The 17,761-nt window shown below is 40.4% G+C and carries 17 protein-coding genes; 7 read left to right on the top strand and 10 right to left on the bottom strand.

The features are described from left to right. Position 1: 1 nt before the first annotated feature. Positions 2–691 carry a DUF3334 family protein gene (locus N475_RS21515; RefSeq protein WP_063357936.1) on the bottom strand — a complete coding sequence of 230 codons (690 nt, stop codon included), beginning with the start codon at positions 689–691 and terminating at the stop codon, positions 2–4. 117 nt (positions 692–808) lie between these two features. Here N475_RS21515 and cmoA point away from each other — a divergent pair, with 117 nt between their 5' ends. After that, entirely contained in the window at positions 809–1,534 is a 726-nt protein-coding gene (cmoA, locus tag N475_RS21510; RefSeq protein ID WP_063357935.1) for a carboxy-S-adenosyl-L-methionine synthase CmoA, read from the top strand. 10 nt (positions 1,535–1,544) lie between these two features. Beyond that, positions 1,545–2,513, top strand: a complete 969-nt coding sequence (cmoB, locus tag N475_RS21505) for a tRNA 5-methoxyuridine(34)/uridine 5-oxyacetic acid(34) synthase CmoB (RefSeq protein WP_063357934.1) — start codon at positions 1,545–1,547, stop codon at positions 2,511–2,513. Positions 2,514–2,715: 202 nt separating this feature from the next. On the opposite strand, the gene N475_RS21500 is transcribed toward cmoB, so the two are convergent. Next, positions 2,716–4,269 carry an AbgT family transporter gene (locus N475_RS21500; RefSeq protein WP_063357933.1) on the bottom strand — a complete coding sequence of 518 codons (1,554 nt, stop codon included), beginning with the start codon at positions 4,267–4,269 and terminating at the stop codon, positions 2,716–2,718. A 218-nt stretch (positions 4,270–4,487) separates the two neighbouring features. On the opposite strand from N475_RS21500, the gene N475_RS21495 reads away from it, so the two are divergent. The 3 genes from N475_RS21495 to N475_RS21485 all read left to right on the top strand — a co-directional run bounded on the left by N475_RS21495 (position 4,488) and on the right by N475_RS21485 (position 8,166). Further along, the gene (locus tag N475_RS21495; protein WP_063365931.1) at positions 4,488–5,330 is read left to right on the top strand and encodes an HDOD domain-containing protein; all 843 of its coding nucleotides are present in this window, start codon (positions 4,488–4,490) and stop codon (positions 5,328–5,330) included. A 277-nt stretch (positions 5,331–5,607) separates the two neighbouring features. Beyond that, the gene (locus N475_RS21490; protein WP_063357931.1) at positions 5,608–7,155 is read left to right on the top strand and encodes a response regulator; all 1,548 of its coding nucleotides are present in this window, start codon (positions 5,608–5,610) and stop codon (positions 7,153–7,155) included. A gap of 138 nt (positions 7,156–7,293) precedes the next feature. Beyond that, entirely contained in the window at positions 7,294–8,166 is an 873-nt protein-coding gene (locus N475_RS21485) for a TolB-like translocation protein (RefSeq protein WP_063357930.1), read from the top strand. A 91-nt stretch (positions 8,167–8,257) separates the two neighbouring features. Here N475_RS21485 and N475_RS21480 read toward each other — a convergent pair whose 3' ends face one another. The 3 genes from N475_RS21480 to N475_RS21470 all read right to left on the bottom strand — a co-directional run bounded on the left by N475_RS21480 (position 8,258) and on the right by N475_RS21470 (position 11,182). Further along, positions 8,258–9,310, bottom strand: coding sequence for a hypothetical protein (locus N475_RS21480; RefSeq protein WP_063357929.1), 1,053 nt, complete (start codon positions 9,308–9,310; stop codon positions 8,258–8,260). A gap of 392 nt (positions 9,311–9,702) precedes the next feature. Then, positions 9,703–10,167 (bottom strand): protein-tyrosine phosphatase family protein, encoded by a 465-nt coding sequence (locus N475_RS21475; protein ID WP_063357928.1) that lies wholly within the window; start codon positions 10,165–10,167, stop codon positions 9,703–9,705. Positions 10,168–10,204: 37 nt separating this feature from the next. After that, the gene (locus N475_RS21470; protein ID WP_063357927.1) at positions 10,205–11,182 is read right to left on the bottom strand and encodes an aldo/keto reductase; all 978 of its coding nucleotides are present in this window, start codon (positions 11,180–11,182) and stop codon (positions 10,205–10,207) included. A gap of 123 nt (positions 11,183–11,305) precedes the next feature. Here N475_RS21470 and N475_RS21465 point away from each other — a divergent pair, with 123 nt between their 5' ends. Both N475_RS21465 and N475_RS21460 read left to right on the top strand, forming a co-directional pair. Next, positions 11,306–12,187, top strand: coding sequence for a LysR family transcriptional regulator (locus N475_RS21465; RefSeq protein WP_063357926.1), 882 nt, complete (start codon positions 11,306–11,308; stop codon positions 12,185–12,187). 175 nt (positions 12,188–12,362) lie between these two features. Continuing rightward, on the top strand, positions 12,363–13,538 hold the full coding sequence (locus N475_RS21460) for an NRAMP family divalent metal transporter (protein WP_063365940.1): 1,176 nt from the start codon (positions 12,363–12,365) through the stop codon (positions 13,536–13,538). 45 nt (positions 13,539–13,583) lie between these two features. Here N475_RS21460 and N475_RS21455 read toward each other — a convergent pair whose 3' ends face one another. The 5 genes from N475_RS21455 to N475_RS21435 form a co-directional block, all read right to left on the bottom strand. Beyond that, positions 13,584–13,862: a YfcL family protein gene (locus N475_RS21455; RefSeq protein WP_063357925.1), complete on the bottom strand. Its 279-nt coding sequence runs from the start codon at positions 13,860–13,862 to the stop codon at positions 13,584–13,586. Between the two features lie 13 nt (positions 13,863–13,875). Continuing rightward, the gene (locus N475_RS21450) at positions 13,876–14,997 is read right to left on the bottom strand and encodes an ATP-NAD kinase family protein (RefSeq protein ID WP_063357924.1); all 1,122 of its coding nucleotides are present in this window, start codon (positions 14,995–14,997) and stop codon (positions 13,876–13,878) included. Further along, positions 14,987–15,541 carry an elongation factor P hydroxylase gene (locus tag N475_RS21445; RefSeq protein WP_063357971.1) on the bottom strand — a complete coding sequence of 185 codons (555 nt, stop codon included), beginning with the start codon at positions 15,539–15,541 and terminating at the stop codon, positions 14,987–14,989. Before N475_RS21445 ends, N475_RS21450 begins: the two co-directional genes overlap by 11 nt. Before the next feature lie 142 nt (positions 15,542–15,683). Beyond that, positions 15,684–16,379, bottom strand: a complete 696-nt coding sequence (locus N475_RS21440) for a TorF family putative porin (RefSeq protein ID WP_063365930.1) — start codon at positions 16,377–16,379, stop codon at positions 15,684–15,686. 2 nt (positions 16,380–16,381) lie between these two features. Next, the gene (locus N475_RS21435; RefSeq protein ID WP_063357922.1) at positions 16,382–17,599 is read right to left on the bottom strand and encodes a BCCT family transporter; all 1,218 of its coding nucleotides are present in this window, start codon (positions 17,597–17,599) and stop codon (positions 16,382–16,384) included. Positions 17,600–17,761: the final 162 nt, after the last annotated feature.

The raw sequence follows: 17,761 nt of genomic DNA, 5'->3' as shown, positions 1-17,761 counted from the left end.
TTTACAGGCCTAACTCTGCCATAAAGTCATCATCAGCAGCATCTTCCTGCTTTTCATCAGGTTTTTGAGCTTTTGCTTTTGCTGTGGCGTTTGACTGGTTTGCAATAATGTCATCTGGGTCGACAGCTTCAGAGATATCAAAGTCATGTAACTTAATGAACTCTGTTTTATCCATTGCAAGCTCAAGATAGAATATATTCTGACCTTGAGTTGTAAAAGTCACACGTCTGGCTTGTGGGCGATCCATAGTCGTATCGACTGAAATTTGAACCTGTTTGTTGATTGCCATCATCTTAGGCTGGTTTTGTGTAATAGACGTATGCAACTGCTCTCGCACTTTGTTTGTAAAGTCACCAACAATTTGGTTCATTAACTCACCCAACACATTTGACACGTCATCAGACAAATGACTTTGCGCAATTTCACTTTCAGGCATGCCCATGTTTCGCATATAGTCCTGATACACTTCCATCGCGGCTTGTGCTGTGAAATTGGTCACCACTAGCCCAGTAAACCCACCATCAAACAGCACAAAACAGCCAATATCCGGTCTCATACAGGTACGTGTTATTTTTTGTACCATCGCCGAATATGCGATTTGATTGCCACTTGCAGAAGATAACACCTCTGTTACCGAATGACATAGGGTTGATAGGATATCTTCTGTGCTAATCACTTTATTTTTCGCCATTTCTTATCTCATTTTTTACTTCTTATGACTAATAGTAGCCAAGCTACTCAATTTATCACTGACTATCCAGTATAAAATGCTAAAATAGCGAGATTATTTTTGTATGAGAGTATTAAAGTGACTGGCAAAGACAGTATTTATGCCACTGAGCAAAGGGTAAAAGATTTTACTTTTGACGAAAATGTCGTCGAAGTGTTTCCAGATATGATACAGCGTTCCGTTCCAGGGTATGCGACCATGGTCAATACAATGGGTAAATTGGCCGGTCAATTTGCGCAAAGTAATTCAAACCTATATGACTTGGGATGCTCTTTGGGCGCCGTGACTTTGAGCATGAGACGAAATATTGACAAAGAAAACTGCCAAATCATCGCTATTGATAACTCCGCACCTATGGTTGAGCGTTGCCAACTGCACCTAAAAGGCTTTAAGTCTGATGTGCCTGTCAATGTACAATTAGGTGATATCAATGATGTAAACATTGAAAATGCAAGCGTAGTCGCAATGAACTTTACCTTGCAGTTCATACCACAAGAGCAAAGAAAAGTGGTTCTGGAAAAAATATACGCAGGCCTTAAACCCGGCGGAGCTCTGCTACTATCTGAAAAAATTAAAGGTGAAAATGACGTCAGGGATAACCTACTCATAGACTTACATCATGATTTTAAACGCCAGAATGGGTATTCAGAACTTGAAATCAGTCAAAAGCGCACTGCAATTGAGAACATTATGCGCACTGACGCGTTAAGCACACACCTAAACCGTTTGAGCGACGTTGGCTTTTCAAACACACAAGTTTGGTACCAATGCTTTAATTTCTGTTCAATGATTGCAATTAAATAACGAGGACACTATGAACGCTTGGTTTACCGACTTTTACGCAGCCATTGCAAAAACACAATTGAGCCATTGGTTAGATACGCTTCCAGCGCAATTGACGCACTGGCAAAAAGAAGCGCAACATGGAGATTGGCCAAAGTGGGAAAAGGTACTAAAAAACCTACCAGAGGTTACGACTGACCAGATAAATATTGAGGACCGCGTAGAGTTTGGGGCCAGTGAAGCTCTTTCTGATGGCCATATGAAACAAGTGGAACATCTATTAAAAAGAATGATGCCATGGCGCAAGGGGCCTTTCCATATCCACGGTATCCACATTGATACTGAATGGCGCAGTGATTGGAAATGGGATAGGCTTTTACCTCATATCAGTGACTTGCATGGTCGTACCGTGTTAGATATCGGATGTGGCTCTGGTTATCATTTATGGAGAATGAAAGGTGCAGGTGCAGAGTTTGTAGTTGGCATTGACCCGTCGGATTTGTTTCTAAGTCAGTTTCAAGCAATAAAACACTTTAATCCAGACCCAAATGTACATTTACTTCCGCTAGGTGTTGAGCAGCTACCTGAGTTAAAAGCCTTCGATACAGTATTCTCTATGGGCGTACTCTATCATAGACGCTCGCCTATCGACTTCTTGAGCCAATTGCGTGCGCAGCTTCGTAAAGGTGGAGAGCTAGTATTAGAAACACTGGTAATTGAAGGTGATGTGAATACAGTTTTGGTACCCACGGACCGCTACGCTAAAATGCGCAATGTTTGGTACATTCCAAGCTGCGATGCATTGAAACTTTGGTTAGAGCGTGTAGGCTTCAAAAACGTTCGAGTCGTTAATAAAGATGTGACTTCACTTGACGAGCAACGAAAAACACAGTGGATGGAAACAGAATCATTAGCAGACTTCTTAGACCCACTAGATCCATCTAAGACAATCGAGGGCTACCCTGCTCCACTGCGTGCCATATTTGTCGCTGAAGCCTAGGACTTTTTTGCCTATGCCGCCTTATGTTTGTGGCATAGGATTTCCTCTCTGTTAACCTTCTCTAGACAAACTACCTAGTAATAGAAAGCGGGCTTTTACTGATTAGTGACTCCCCGTAACTGCGCTGTTTAAGGTAATTAATACAGCGCAATACACTGCCGTATAAAGAAAAAGCCGCTAAACTAGCGGCTTTTTTTTAAACTTACCCAGCTGGATAGATGTAACTAGATTGCAAGCCTAAAGGAATACCTAGACCCCAATATGCAAGCAAGAAGATACTCCAACCTACTAGGAAAGCGATAGAGTACGGGATCATCAGAGCAATTAACGTACCAATACCTGTGTCCTTAACATACTTTTGACAGTATACAACTACAAGCGGGAAGTAAGGCATCAATGGCGTAATGATATTTGAGCTTGAATCACCTACGCGATATGCCGCCTGAGTTAGATCTGGTGACAAACCAAGCTGCATTAGCATTGGTACAAAGATTGGCCCCAACAAAGCCCATTTTGCAGAGCTAGACCCAACAAATAGATTCACGAAAGCGGTTAAGAAAATAATGCCGATTACCGTTACTGAGCTCGGCAGTGCAAGCGCTTTAAGTACTTCTGCACCTTCGATTGCCAGTAATGCACCCAAATTCGATTGGCTAAACGCTGCAATGAATAGCGCACAGAAAAACGCCATAACAATATAGTAAGCCATACTGCCCATCGACTTGCTCATTGCATCTATCATGTCTTTAGAAGACTTGAATGTGCCAACCAAGAAGCCATATACAGCGCCTGGGATCCAAAAGAGCAAGAAGATAAGTGGCACAATAGACTGCATCAATGGAGCACTAAACTCGGTTAAAGCTCCGCTTGGGCTTCGTAACGCTGAGTCTTCGCCGCTTGCAGCATAAATAAGCAGTGCAATACCTGACAGCATAACACCAGATGCAACTAAAAATGCTTTCTTTTCTTTTGCATTCACTTCGTCGAAAGAAGGTAGGCTGTTTGTATCTCCATCAACTTTAGTATTTTGAAGTCTAGGCTCAATGATTTTATCGGTAATATACCAACCTAAAAGAATGATGAATAAGCTTGATGCTGATGTAAAGAACCAGTTATTTAGCGGGTTTACTGCGATTTCTGGGTCAATGATTTGTGCAGCACTTTGAGTAAAGCTTTGCAATAATGGATCAATACCAGATGGAATAAAGTTAGCGCTAAAGCCTCCACTCACCCCTGCAAATGCAGCGGCAATACCCGCCAGAGGGTGACGACCCATTGCGTAAAAAATTACCCCCGCTAGTGGAATTACCAAAACGTACCCAGCGTCCGTTGCAGTATGGCTGACAATAGCGATAAGGATAATAGATGGTGTTAATAATGCCTGTGGCGTTCTTTTAAGCATGAGTTTCAGGCCAGTATTGATGTAACCAGAATGCTCAGCAACACCAACACCTAACATTGCAACAAGAACAACACCCAAAGGTGCAAAGCCAGTGAATGTCTTCACCATTGAAGCTAAGAAATTAGCGAGCGCATCACCACTAAGTAAGTTATGAACAACAATAGCCTCGCCTGTACGAGGGTCAATTGCGTCAAAAGTAGTACTTGAAAACATCCAAGACAGTAACCATATCAGTAACATAGCTGATAGGAAAATAATGGCAGGATCGGGTAGTTTATTCCCTACGCGCTCGATCCCATTGAGAAAACGTGCAACTGCCCCGCTCGGCGCTGCCGCTTCTGTAGATTGACTCATAATGGTTCCCAAACAATAAAATTGTCTAACCTTAACTTAACAAAGCTAACGAAAGCAATATTCCGTTCCTGAATTACCAACTGGTTGGCTAATTTGCACGCAAAATTGCACTATTAGTTAAGTTAAATCACAAAAATTAGAAACAGACAGACTATACTAACCTTACTTCAGTGCAAAAAAATCGCGTCGTATAACAACGCATCGTAAGTGGATTAGTTATGATAGAAATCGATAATATTGTTCTCAATGACGTAGAAAAAGGGTTTTCACTCCCACCAAAACCTGAACTCCTCACACAATTACACGAACTGCTTCAATCCAGCGAGCCTGAGCTCGGGCAAATTGCTGATTTGATAGCAACAGACGTTGCGACGTCTGCTGCAGTACTCAAAGTGATAAATTCTTCTTCTTATGGTTTTTCTCGAACCATTACCGACATCAAACAAGCCGTCATGTTTTTAGGGCTAAATAGTGTAACTAACCTAGTAACTGGTTTTTTACTAAAACAAGCATATGACCAATCGCAATGTTGCATTAGCCTTGAGAGGTTTTGGGACACAGCTAACGAAATATCCGAAGTTGCAATGTTAATCGGCAGGAAAATGCCGGTACAAGTGCCATTGGAAAGCCTGCATATGCTTGGCCTGTTTCATGATGCGGGCATCCCAGCGATGGCGCTAAAATTTGATGATTATGTAAATGTGTTATCAAGCGCAAACAACAATCACGATATGTTGCTAGTTGATCAAGAGAGTGCTATTTACAACACAAACCATGCAACTATCGGCTATTTTCTTGCAACCAGTTGGAATTTGCCTAAGCCCATTTGCAAGCTTATTTTAAGGCATCATGATTTAGAATTCTTTAAAGAACCTCATGAGCAGGACTTTGCTTGTACTATGGCGGCACTGAAAATGGCAGAACATTTAGTACAAATTAATAAACGATTTGTGTCCGTTCCAGATTGGGTTCATTTAAAAACCGATATACTTCACGTTCTGGAATTAGATGAAGATGCTTATCAAGATATTAAAGACGATGTAGAAGAGCTCTTCTCCTGAAAATCATACCAACATAAATTTATTCATCCCCTTTTCATTAATACTGCATGCGAAAGTCTTTATGCGGTATTAATGGACCTAATTTAAAATAAATACTCTTTTCAATCGTCTAGTTTTTATTGGAACGATTTCACTTTTTAAATAAATGTAAATGAAAGTGAATTTAGATCTATGATTGCGAAAAGAAAGCGATTAGAATACACGTTCCAAATTTATGAACAATGTTCTTTTACTTTGAGTTTATAAGTGATTATCGAAGGTCGAAAAAGGGAAAGTCGTGCAATATAAAGATCTAAAAATTGCAATAGTCGATCACAATAGCGACAACATTAGATTTTTAGAAGCCTTGCTGAACAAGCAAGGAATATCTCACGTGCGCTCGTATCGCTCGGGAAGTGCATTTGAGCTATCAGCACGACAAAACACCTACGATATTGTATTTTTAGACAATCGAATTGACACAATTAAAAACCTGTATGACCTAGTGAGCGATCTTGTGTCAAACGGCACACTGCCATCTACGACAAGATTGGTGTATATGGCGCAAAGACAAAGCGCCTTTGATTATGCCTGTGAATACCCTTTTCATAGTAATCAACTGCTTGAAGTTCCTTACACTATGCAAGATCTCGTGACAATTCTTGATGAGCATACTCTACAAGTTAAAGAGTTTAAGCATGCCTATCACTGTATCGAAAATAAAAAGTATAAAAGTGCATTGTTTAAGCTAAAAGAACTTAGAAATCAGGAATATCCAAACTACTTGAAAAAGGCCAGAAACCAGTTGCTAGTCAACTTACTGCTCAAACTCGGCCACTACACACTAGCAAAGAAACTCCTACTGCCTTTAACAGAAAGAAATATTCAATGGGCAAAATGGTCTCTTTTCCATGTCAATTATGAACTACGAGATTTTGAAGCATGTAAGGCTTTTTTATCAGAGACACAAACAAGGCAAGATTACCCAATTAGGGTTTTTTATTGGCAAATATATATCGCTTTTCAAACGGATAATCGTGAGTTAGCTACAGCCCAGGTGCTAGCATTTCCGGTTGAGGATATGTCGCCCAGTATGTTTAGATTGAGCTTGATGGTCCTTCATGTTTCTGATGAACTAGATGCAGTAGATAATCTGATTAAACGTAAAGAGCGCGTATACCAAGAAGACCCTGCCCTGGCTACGCTGTTGTGTGCTTTGTCCATCAAGCTAAAGTTATTGGAAACATTAAACTCTCAATCGAAAGCCAAGCCTGATGACTTAAAAGTCAGACAATTAGAGTTGAAAGCTCTCCTGACTCACTCTGCTAGCAATATTCAAAAATATTGCCCGGAGGAGTTCAATATGATGTTCGTTATGATGATGCTCGTAGAAGGAAAAGCAAATGAAGCCAGCAGTAAGCTCTTACAATTAAGTCAAACTTCAAGTGATCCCAGTGCGATCATTATCATTGCTTATTTATTTCACCTTGCCGGAGAGATGGACCATGCTAAAGAAATGCTGTTTAACGCGCATAGAGCACTAGGAAAACAGCACCGTAACAGCCATTACGTTTTGGCTGGACTAATGCATCGGGAGATCTTTTCAAAAATATATAAAGAAGAAGCCACACAGCAACAGGCTTATATTCACTTTGCTTCCAAGTTATTTGATTCAGGAGAGTTTAAGGACACAATAAAGATGTGTAGCAAAGCGCTAAAGAGCGGAATAAATGACAAGGCCCTTAATGATCTATTGCTGCGATCAACCAAAGAAGCGGGCTTAAAAGAACAAGATTACCTCCATTACCTCACCCCAAAAAAGACGTTCCAAACAGTAGTAAGCTGATGTATGTCATTGAATTTATAATTTATATTTCTTTCATTTATAAATCAGCAAGACATCAATACAACATCATGTGAATTTGCCTAACTTTTCATAAATTACCTCTCATCGAGCGCTTAATTTATAAAATAGGAATACACAATGAAAACACGTTTGCACACGTTATTAATGTCAATCTCGGCGTTTGTTATAAGTAACCAAGCGATAGGAAACGAGCAGTCGAAGTCACTTGTTGGCGAATATTTAGGTCAGAAAAGGCCAAAGAGCATACCTACTGTTTTTGCACCGGGTCATGTTTCTGGTAAACACAGGGATGTTAACGCTTTTTTCTCCCCCGATATGAAAGAATTTTATTTCACTAGAATGGATCTTGAATTAGAAACCTGGGACTTAATTTCTTACACGTTACAAAATGGTCAGTGGCACAAATCAATCATAGGACCACGGGTCGGAAGGCCGCTTCTCGCACCGGATGGGAATACCATGCACTTGGGTCAATACTACATGACACGGAATAACTGTGGATGGTCACAGTTAAAACGTCTTGACCCGCCATTTTCGAGGAGAGACTGGGGAATTATGCGATTAAGCGCGTCTAAGTCAGGTACATATATTTTCGATGACTACAAAAGCGGCGACATAATCAGAATTTCCGAAGTAAAAAATGGCAAACGCCAAACGCCCAAAGCACTTGGACCTGAAGTCAACACTGGTAAGTATAATGCCCACCCTTTTATTGCGCCCGACGACTCTTACATTATTTGGGATGGTGTAAGAGAGTCTGGTTTTGGCGATTCAGATTTATATATTAGTTTCAGAAAACCAGATGGGACTTGGAGTGACGCATTAAACATGGGAGACACAATTAACACTGAAGTAAGAGAAGCCTCTGCCAGCGTCACACCAGATGGCAAATACTTATTCTTTAATCGCGCAACTAAAAATAACGACAACGATATCTATTGGGTTGATGCAAAAATTATAGATACTTTAAAGCAACAAGTCGTCATGTAACATGACTTGCTAGACTCTTTCAGTATTGTAAACTGAAAACATAAAAAAGGCGCACACGCGCCTTTTCAAATTACAACGAGTTTCAAATGGATTATTGGAAGTATTCATCAAGCGCAGTTTTTAAATGTCTTTGCATTGCTTTGCGGTGATATTTTCTTACACCGTAGCTTTGTTCTAAATGGATAAAACGTTTAGAAGAAGCGTCTGCACTTTTATGGCAACTATCTACAGAGTCGTTTGTATGGCGACCTTGCACATTCCACGTGCCTCCCAGACTTCTTGTGTCATTTCCATAAACACATGCTTTTATTACACCTTCGCTTTCAACACTACGACGAATTGAATGTAAAATACTATGCTCCTGATCGTTCGTGGCGTAACGTACGCTTTCACTCAAATTAAGCATTAAGTCGTTATCTGTACCACACTGAGCCTGTAACTTTGCACGTGTCGTTTTTCCAAAGCCATGATATTGGATAAATACAGTTTCTAAATCAAAATCGCTCATGTACTCATGAACCACCTGAAACAAAGACTCAGTTTGGTGCGCAACATCACTCGCTGAATAATTAGTTCCTGTGCACTCACTAATATCATGACTACTATCACGGCGAGTACCAGCCAGCATCAATAACTTAGTTTGTGTATACAAAAACGCATCTATCGCTTGCGTACCAGTGAAAGAATCTCTTTTAGGGTGTGGTGCCTGAAGCACTGCATTTGTACCACCTACGTTCATTACATAAGTACCACCGCCGATAAACTTGTCACTTGGCAGTTGATATTTCTCTTGTAGCAAGTAGTACACTTTATCTGTATCAACATCACTAAATTGAATTACTTGATAATTTACAGCCTGAGCCAACTCATCTGCCAACGGCCAATTTTGTTGATGAAACGCCTCAAATAGTGCTTTGAAATCGGTTTGATAATTACCACTTGGCTGCACCCACTTATTGTCTGCTTTGGTACCATAGTTGTATGATTTTAAATGCCTATCTAATTCACCAGACATAATCACTAGTGCTTTAGATGGAAAGCTTACGACAGTAAGGATAAGCAAAACAACAGTGAAAATAATGTAGGTTGCGAGTGGGCGAGCGCCATTCGTCAATCGTTGAGAGTGCGTTTCAAACAAGTGCATATAAATACTCCAGTGGCATTAAGGTTAGCTGTGTTAAGCAAACATCCCTGGATAAAAACAATACCAAAGTATTGATTTTCAGCTTTAGACCATGTCAAAAGTTGCACTTATTATTACCAATAACTAAACAAAAGCTCTAGTAAAACTAGTAAAAATGACCATTTGGTATTACATCAATATGGGAACAAGACAATAAAAAACAGCTTGAAAAGTGTTATTTATCAGGTGATTAGGTAACTGATACGACCTCTAATTTAAAAATAGCACTTTGGGTCGCGAAAGCGTTTTAGTTTTGCAGTTATTGGCAAGAAGTTTAGAAGTTATTGGCAAGAAGTTAGAAGTGCCACTAAAACTGCTATCGTAGTTTACTCAGTAGCACTTCAAAGATTGATTTAATAAGAAAGATGACTGCTCGGTCCTGAAACCGACTTGACTAACATACCAGCTTCCTCTTTGCTCATCCCAAGTTCAACCAGTAAAAGCCCGATAACAAACCGTGTCCTACCAGATCCCCCTTTGCTGTGAATAGCAATCACCTTACCACCTGAAATGGCTGCCATAATATTTGGGATTTGATTTTGAACAATGCTCTGGAATTCGTCGTCAAGACTTGAGCCACTTGGCACGCTTAACTGTAACCATTTAACCTGAGTACTTTCACATACGGCTTCTAAGTCGCATGCCCCACTCTGAATAAGCTCTTGATCGCTCATAATGGTCAACACAGCACTGACGCCCTGCTCTTTAAGTTGTTTGATTGAAGAGAATAACGCAACACCTTGAGTTCCTGGGCACGGAGTCACAACAAAAGTTGCCCCCTTACCTGTTTCAAGTTTGCAAAATGGATGTGTAGTCATAGTAAAGCTCCATGAGATCTATGATTTCATGATTTTTTTATGGTAGTACCTCCCCCCTAGAAGTAACGTATAAATTGAACCAATCGTTTCTTTCTAGGCTAACTTTAAGGGCACCTACCGCATTTCTAATTCGATTTTCGTTCGTTGTACCAATCACTGGCTGAATGCCCGCTGGATGACGCATTAAAAATGCTAACACGATAGCTTCGCCTTCAACCTGATACTTATTTGATAATTGTTTAACTAACTCCGCTGTATTTCTTACATTTTGATTACTCGAGTATAGACCTTGTTCACAAAAAATGCCTTTTGATAAACTTCCCCATGCTTGAAGTTGAATATTGTTTAATTGGCAATGCTCAAGGGTGCCACTCACAAAGTCAATTTTACTGTTACCCTCAGATCCAACCATCACTCCATCATTTACCCAATCTAGCTTTGATAAACTCATTTCAATTTGGTTGGCAACAATTGGTATGTCCACAGCTGACTGAAGCATCGCGATTTGGTGGTGATTCATATTTGAAACAGCGATATGATTTATTTTTCCCGCTTGTATCAAACTTTTTAGCGCGTTCGCTAACTCCTCTACATCCATAAGTGGATCTGGCCGGTGCAGCATTAAAATGTCAATAAACTCAATACCGAGGCGTTTCAAAATACCATCCACTGATTGTCTTACCCATTGGGCCGAAAAATCGTAGCAACCAAAGTTATCGCCATTTTTAACCCTGATCCCACACTTCGACTGAATAATCATATGCTCCCTCAAATGAGGGGCGTCTGCCAAGACTTTGCCAAATACAAGCTCAGCTCGGCCTCTGCGATAAATATCAGCATGATCAAAAAAGTTAATTCCGGAGACTACAGCACACTCAACAACACTCTGTGCCTTGACAATATCGTATTTCGACAACACTTCGCCATTATTAATATCTCCCCCAAGTCCCATACATCCATATGCAATATGGCTTGCGTTGGTGAGATATTGCTGAATTGGAATGCTTTTGCGCATTGTGCCTTCCTTTAGGTTCACATCAATAAAAACCTTATGATATTGTTCTTATATAAAAATAAAACCATGCTAAAGAAAACACATTGTTCACTATACTAAACAAAAAATTAATGGATTACTCTCTTGAAAGAACATAAACGTATAGAGCTTGTTATGTTATTTGTGAAACTAGCAGAAGACCTGAGCTATACCAAAGCCGCTGCTTCTCTTGGTATCTCAAAGGGTCATTTATCAGAACAAATTAAAAAGCTCGAGCAACACCTTAAGGCTCCTTTGCTACAAAGAACTACACGAAATGTTAAGCTCACTCAGTACGGTACTCAGGTCTTTACCGAAGGCAAGCACCTTAGAACAAAACTGTTTGATATAGAAAGAAGCATAAGCAGCGAAAAAATAGAAGGTAAGCTTAGACTTACTGCACCACGTATGTTTGCACAGACCTTTCTCATCGACATATGTACTCAGTTTAAGTCCCGGTACCCTGATATCCAATTTGAAATTGACGCGAGCTATCACACTCATGATTTAAACGAGAGAGATTTTGACTTAGGGTTTAGAGCGACAGTAAAACCTCCTGAAGACATGATTGCTGCAAAGTTATTTAGCTACGACCACCCTGTGGTTGCTGCACCACACTATTTATCGACCCACCCTTCAATTGCAGTGCCTTCAGATGTGTCTGAGCATCAATGTTTAACTATGAATGCAAATAGCGTTTGGCAATTTGATGAGCAAAAAGTACCCGTAACAGGCTGGCTTTCGAGTAACGATAATACCTTACTTAAGTATCATGCACTCAAAGGCCATGGGCTTATTAAAGTTGCGAGTTACTTTATTCAACAAGAATTACAAACTGGTGCACTACAACAGGTACTACAACAATTTACTGCACAACCTAAAAATCATATTTATTTGTTCTATCCGCAATTGGTCTACCCGGCTCCAAAGACTAAGGCTTTTATTGCATTCGTGAAGCACTACTTCGAATCACCTGTTAGAAATTAAGGGTCAGATTCGACCAGATAAGCGCCTTTATTAGGTAATAATGTAGCAGCTCAAAACGGCTTGTTAATTTTTACTTGGATAAATTTACATACAAGTTAACATAGCCAATAAAAAAGGAATCGTCGTGTTATCTGGAATATTATCAAAAAGCAAATCATTGGGACCTGGTGTATTGATGGCTACTGCAGCTGTTGGTGGCTCTCATCTCGTAGCAGCCACGCAAGCAGGAGCGCTGTTTGGCTGGCAATTACTGTGGATAATCATCGCAGTAAATATACTTAAATATCCATTTTTTAGGTTTGGCGTAGAATATACGCTACACACAAAGCAGAGCTTAGTTAAAGGTTATAAAGATAAAAACCCCTCATTGTTTTATCTCTTTGTTGCTATTAACTTACTTGCCGCCGTTGTCAATTCAGCAGGTGTACTTTTGCTGACAGCGGCGTTATTACAATATATTTTGCCTTGGAGCTTTGCACTCACTACGATCTGCTATGGTTTGTTGGCCGTATGCTTAGCAATCCTAATTTTTGGCCATTACAAGCTTTTAGACAGCGCAAGTAAAGTAATTATGGTGTTTCTTTGTATCGCCACCACAGCAGCCCTCGTCGTGGCGGTATCTAATGGACCCGCACACTCCGTACCGGAAGTTGCCCCATCTCCCTATGAGCTCGCATTGCTCGGATTTATGGTCGCTCTTATGGGGTGGATGCCGGCGCCTATCGAAATTTCCGCAATCAATTCACTTTGGTTAAAGACAAAATTAAAAGCCAATCAATTAACCAGAAAACAAAGCCTATTTGATTTTAACCTCGGATATGGAGTGACCTTATTATTGGCGTTAATGTTTTTCGTATTAGGTGTGTTGTTGCAATACGGTCAAGCTCAAAAAATTGAGTTAGCAGGTGTCGCCTTCTCTAAACAACTTATCGATATGTATGCGCTTACCATTGGTGAGTGGGCCAGATGGCTCATAGCTGTTGTTGCTTTTTTATGTATGTTTGGTACCACGTTAACGGTACTCGATGGCTATGCTAGAACACTTGATGAATCCCTTAAAATCATTAAACCGCACCAGAATAGATTTAGTTTATCCGCAATCATTGCTGTGCAATCAGGGCTAGGTATGGTCGTTGTGTTGTTTTTTAAAGGTAACCTTAAAGATATGCTTATGTTTGCAATGACTCTGGCATTTTTAACCACGCCATTCTTTGCATGGCTCAATTTGTCTTTAATAAAAGGAGAGATATATGATGCTCAACCTAAAGCGGTCAAGGTGTTGTCAATATTGGGTCTAGTTTACCTTGTGGCGTTTTCGTTGTTATTCGTCGTATGGAAATGGATTTTATAGATGTAACTGTAAGGGCGAGCACTTCAGTGTTCACCCTTATTACCTTTAAGCAGCAAGTGCTTTTACTTGCTCCCAAATGTTTACGACATGTGTTTTGTCGTCTTCTGTTAGTTCGCCATTTTTGTAAGCTTTTACTAAACTCTCTTCAATTTTATTGTTTAGCTCTTCAGGCGCAAGTTCCAATTCTTCAACTTGTGCATATCCTACCGCTAGATCAAAGTGACCTCGCAAATAGCCACCGGCAAACAGTTCATCATCATTTGCACGATCAACTAATTCATCAAAAAACTGCTGCGCAGCTTCTACATAGGTTTCAAATGACATTCTGTCTCCTCAGTTATTCTTGATGCCCAACGGCATACATCACATGATCATTATACCCTGTGACGACTTTAATATATCCACTCAATTCATCATCAAGTGCTTGATCCCCAGTATCTGCAATCAATGGGCGACCGTTTAATGCTTGTAACTTACGTTTAGTTGCAATCACTACAATATTTTCTTTGCCTATTTGCCTAATTAAAGCAGGGCTTAATTGTTGGTTTCCACGTCCAAATATATGGCCTTGCCCTCCAATAAGCGTAATTACGAGCTTTGTAGGTTGATCTTGGGTCATGTCCAGTAATTGTGTGGCGGTCAGATCCTGACCAAGCAATTCGTGGTCTTGAATCAAATCTACACCGAGCAGCGTGTTTTCAAGGCCCAACTCTTCCATTACTGCAGCTACTGTTGAACCAGAGCCCATAATGTAGCGTTCATCTTCATCCATTTCTGAAATAACGTATGCAGCAATATCGGCTAGTACGAGCTCATCACTTTCTTTACCACCGTTTTTAACACTTTGAACGTAGCGAACTTCACTAGGGACCTGCATCTCACCATACCGTTTCGCTTTGACAGTTCCTTGCCTAAAAGCGGTTTCATCTATGTCCATCACGTCAGCATCAGCAAGGGTTACAAGCTCACCATTAATAAGCATCTCAACAACTCGACCAGCTGCTTTTGGTGTTATGGCATAGACCCCGCTATGGATCTTACAGCCTGCAGGGACGCCAAGTACGGGTGCCGTATCTTCTACAACTGCACAAATATTTCGAGCAGTACCGTCACCTCCAGCAAATAAGATTAAATCGACTTTTTGCTCAACGAGTAATTTAGCCAATGCCTCCGTATCTTCGGGTGTTGTTTCCAGTTCTGATTGATAAATAATTTGGGTGCTAAAACCAAGTTCTTTGGCTATGCGCTCTCCCATCTCACCAGAGGCAGTATATACCTCGATGTTCTGCTGATACGGTACCAACTGCTCAAGCGCAAGCTTAGTTCTATTATTTGACTTTGGTTCTGCACCAAGCGAGAGTGCTATTTTAGCTGTCTCTGCACCATCACTGCCTTTTAATGCAACTGCACCACCTAACCCCGCAACAGGGTTAACTATCAAACCTAACTTAAACGACATTTTCAAACTCCTGAGGGCAATGCCAAGAAAATTGTTCTGCTGTTAAGGGCCAAGGTGTTTTATAAAAATCGGCCAGCGCTTTAAGAAGTTGTTCTGTACGAGTATTGAAACCATTCTCGATCAGTGCAATCACTTTATCATGTACATTTTTTTGAAAACTAAAACGGCAGGTTTGTTCACCGTTTAAGTTGTCAACGGACACATTAAATTTAAAACTAGCCGCAACACTGAGTGCCCACTCGATGGCCTGGGGTTTAACTTCAACCTTCTCAAATTCAGCTTGCTGCGCTTTATCTCTGCCATCAGGGCAATACCAGTAACCGTAATCTTCTAACAACCTTCTCGCTTCGCCGGCAACAAGCCAGTGTGCTATTTCATGCAACGCACTGGCATAAAATCCATGTGCGAATACAACTTGATGATAATCGCAGGTATCATTTGCAGGTAAGTAAATGGGTTCAGCGTCACCTCGCACCAATCGCGTATTGTGAGATTGGCCGAACTGGGAGTCAAAAATATTTTTAAGGTCAGATATGTCGTGCATAAACGCCAATAAAGCGCGGTAATTCAATGGCCGATGATTGTACGGATTTTTGTTGTGAAAGTAAAAATTTGCAGGCACTAACGCAAAAGAAAAATCACTAATGTCAGGTACGCCGATATAACGCACCTGACATTGGGCTGTATTACATAGAGAAGGTGCGAGATACCGACAAGACGATACGCTCATCAGCAGTATCGATATCTAAGTTTGTATTCTCGGCAGCCAATTCAATGTTAAATGCGTCGATGCTCGTTTGATAAGCCAATCGATAATGGTAGTAAGACTTGTCATTGTCTTTCCAAAGCCACTTGTCACCATCCAATGAATTAGACACATCGAAGCTCGCCCTCAAAGCATGGTTTGGTGCAACTTCAAAAGTATGCGCAACCATCGCTATCGTGTGGCCCACATCAACGCCGAAATAATCCCAACTGTACCAAAAGTTAAACTCTGTTTTACCTAGAGCGTTGTTATAACCAAACTTTGCATATGCTTCAGGATAATTTCCATCACTGGACTCACTTGCTCCATGATAGGTGTAATAAGCCACACCATAGTCAACACTCCATGTAGCGTTGAACTCGTGGTACTTTCCGAGATAAAAATCCCATTCTATATCTGTGTCGCCAAAGTCTACGTTAGACGCCCAAGAGCCTACATAAACGCCATTACTGAAAGACTTGTCGATGCTACCTTGTATAGCTGGATCATTTTTAGTCTGACTTACACCATTAAATGTGTAGTCTGATGCCGCAGTTATAGTCGTACTCAAATCGGCCATGGAAAGTCCGGAAAATAGAGCCAATGGGAGCAATGCAATTTTATTTATCTTTTTCATAATTAGCTGACAGTCTTTATTTTGTTAAAATCAATTTCATTATCTTCTGGCGAACTTTTAATTCCGCCAACCGCGCGCAACTTTTTGCCGACTATGAATCCAAAACATGCGAAGAAAATGGCAATAACAATTGCGCCTACCCATTGAATTTGCAAAAAATTAAGTTGGAACAATAAGGTTAGTAAAGATAGCGCGACTATATTAAGCGCAATGTACTTACGTTTACCCAAACGTTGAGTAGTAAGTCCAAGATTATCGGTGTATAAACGAATTAGTGAGTCTAGAGAGTTAATCACAAAAACTACTCCCACAAACACCATTGCAAAGTTAGTCAATCCTTCGGTAGAAATCCCTGCCTCATGGTAATGGTATAAAACAGCAAACCAAGCTGCAATGGGAATTGAAGGGAACACGAGCATTGCGGCCAGAACTTCATAAGTCTTCAGTCCGCCAACAAAACGAGCCGTAAATTGCCCAATCATAATGCTCCAAGCAAACCACCAAAATAGATAAAACTCGTGATAATCATTCATAGGTAAAACAAACTGATGCATATTGGCAAAATAGTCCCCCATCAGCGCAAGGTTCGTAAAATAGTTTCCCATTGCACTATCGCCCAGTACGAAAGCATCAATCCATAAAAGTGCAATTAGGCCTATGAAAACCCAAGTTGTTGAGACACTGAGTAGCCTTACATACTTAATATTTGTACTTGAGTAGACAGCAATTGATATAGCTATAAATACGATTAGATAGAATAGAGCGACTATGGATTCGCCATCACCTACGCTTGGCAAATACCAAGGCAAATTCGATAGCAGCAAAAATGCAGTAAATGCACAGGTACCAATAATTACCACATTATTAATAAGTTTTACCAAAGGGATCTCGAAGAACTTTACTTTTGGCTCGATTACGCAGAAATAAAAACAGGTCAGGAAATAAAATCCCCAGATCAAAAAACCCCAAAACCCAAACTCAATGGCTAGAGGGTTAGTAAAACCATATTCTGGGCTTGCGCTTATGTCTGCGTAACCTGCAAACTCGGTTAAAGGGAACATGATCAAACCGACATCAAGTCCCGAAGTAAACAAAATAGCGATGAACGTAAAAGTTTTAACGGGAGTTACGCCAACAACTTGGACATTTCCCCATTTGTAAAGAATAAAAACAATTGATAGTAGGGTGAATAACACGCCTGCACTAAGCCAAATGGTCATTATCGCCCTCCCAAAATAAATAAAAATAACTCATGTGTTTTCCCGTTTAAGGTTGTAATTATTAAACTTGCTTACTGTTCCATTACGATTTTTCTAAACTAGCTAATCGATGGACACGCCTCGCAAGCCAGTGCCAGTCCAAAGACCAACACAAGGCGAATT

It is taken from the genome of Pseudoalteromonas luteoviolacea DSM 6061, from assembly GCF_001625655.1.
In the GTDB taxonomy this organism is placed as follows: domain Bacteria; phylum Pseudomonadota; class Gammaproteobacteria; order Enterobacterales; family Alteromonadaceae; genus Pseudoalteromonas; species Pseudoalteromonas luteoviolacea.
Note: the sequence above shows the minus strand (reverse complement) of the source record. Positions and strands in the feature narration are given on the sequence as shown.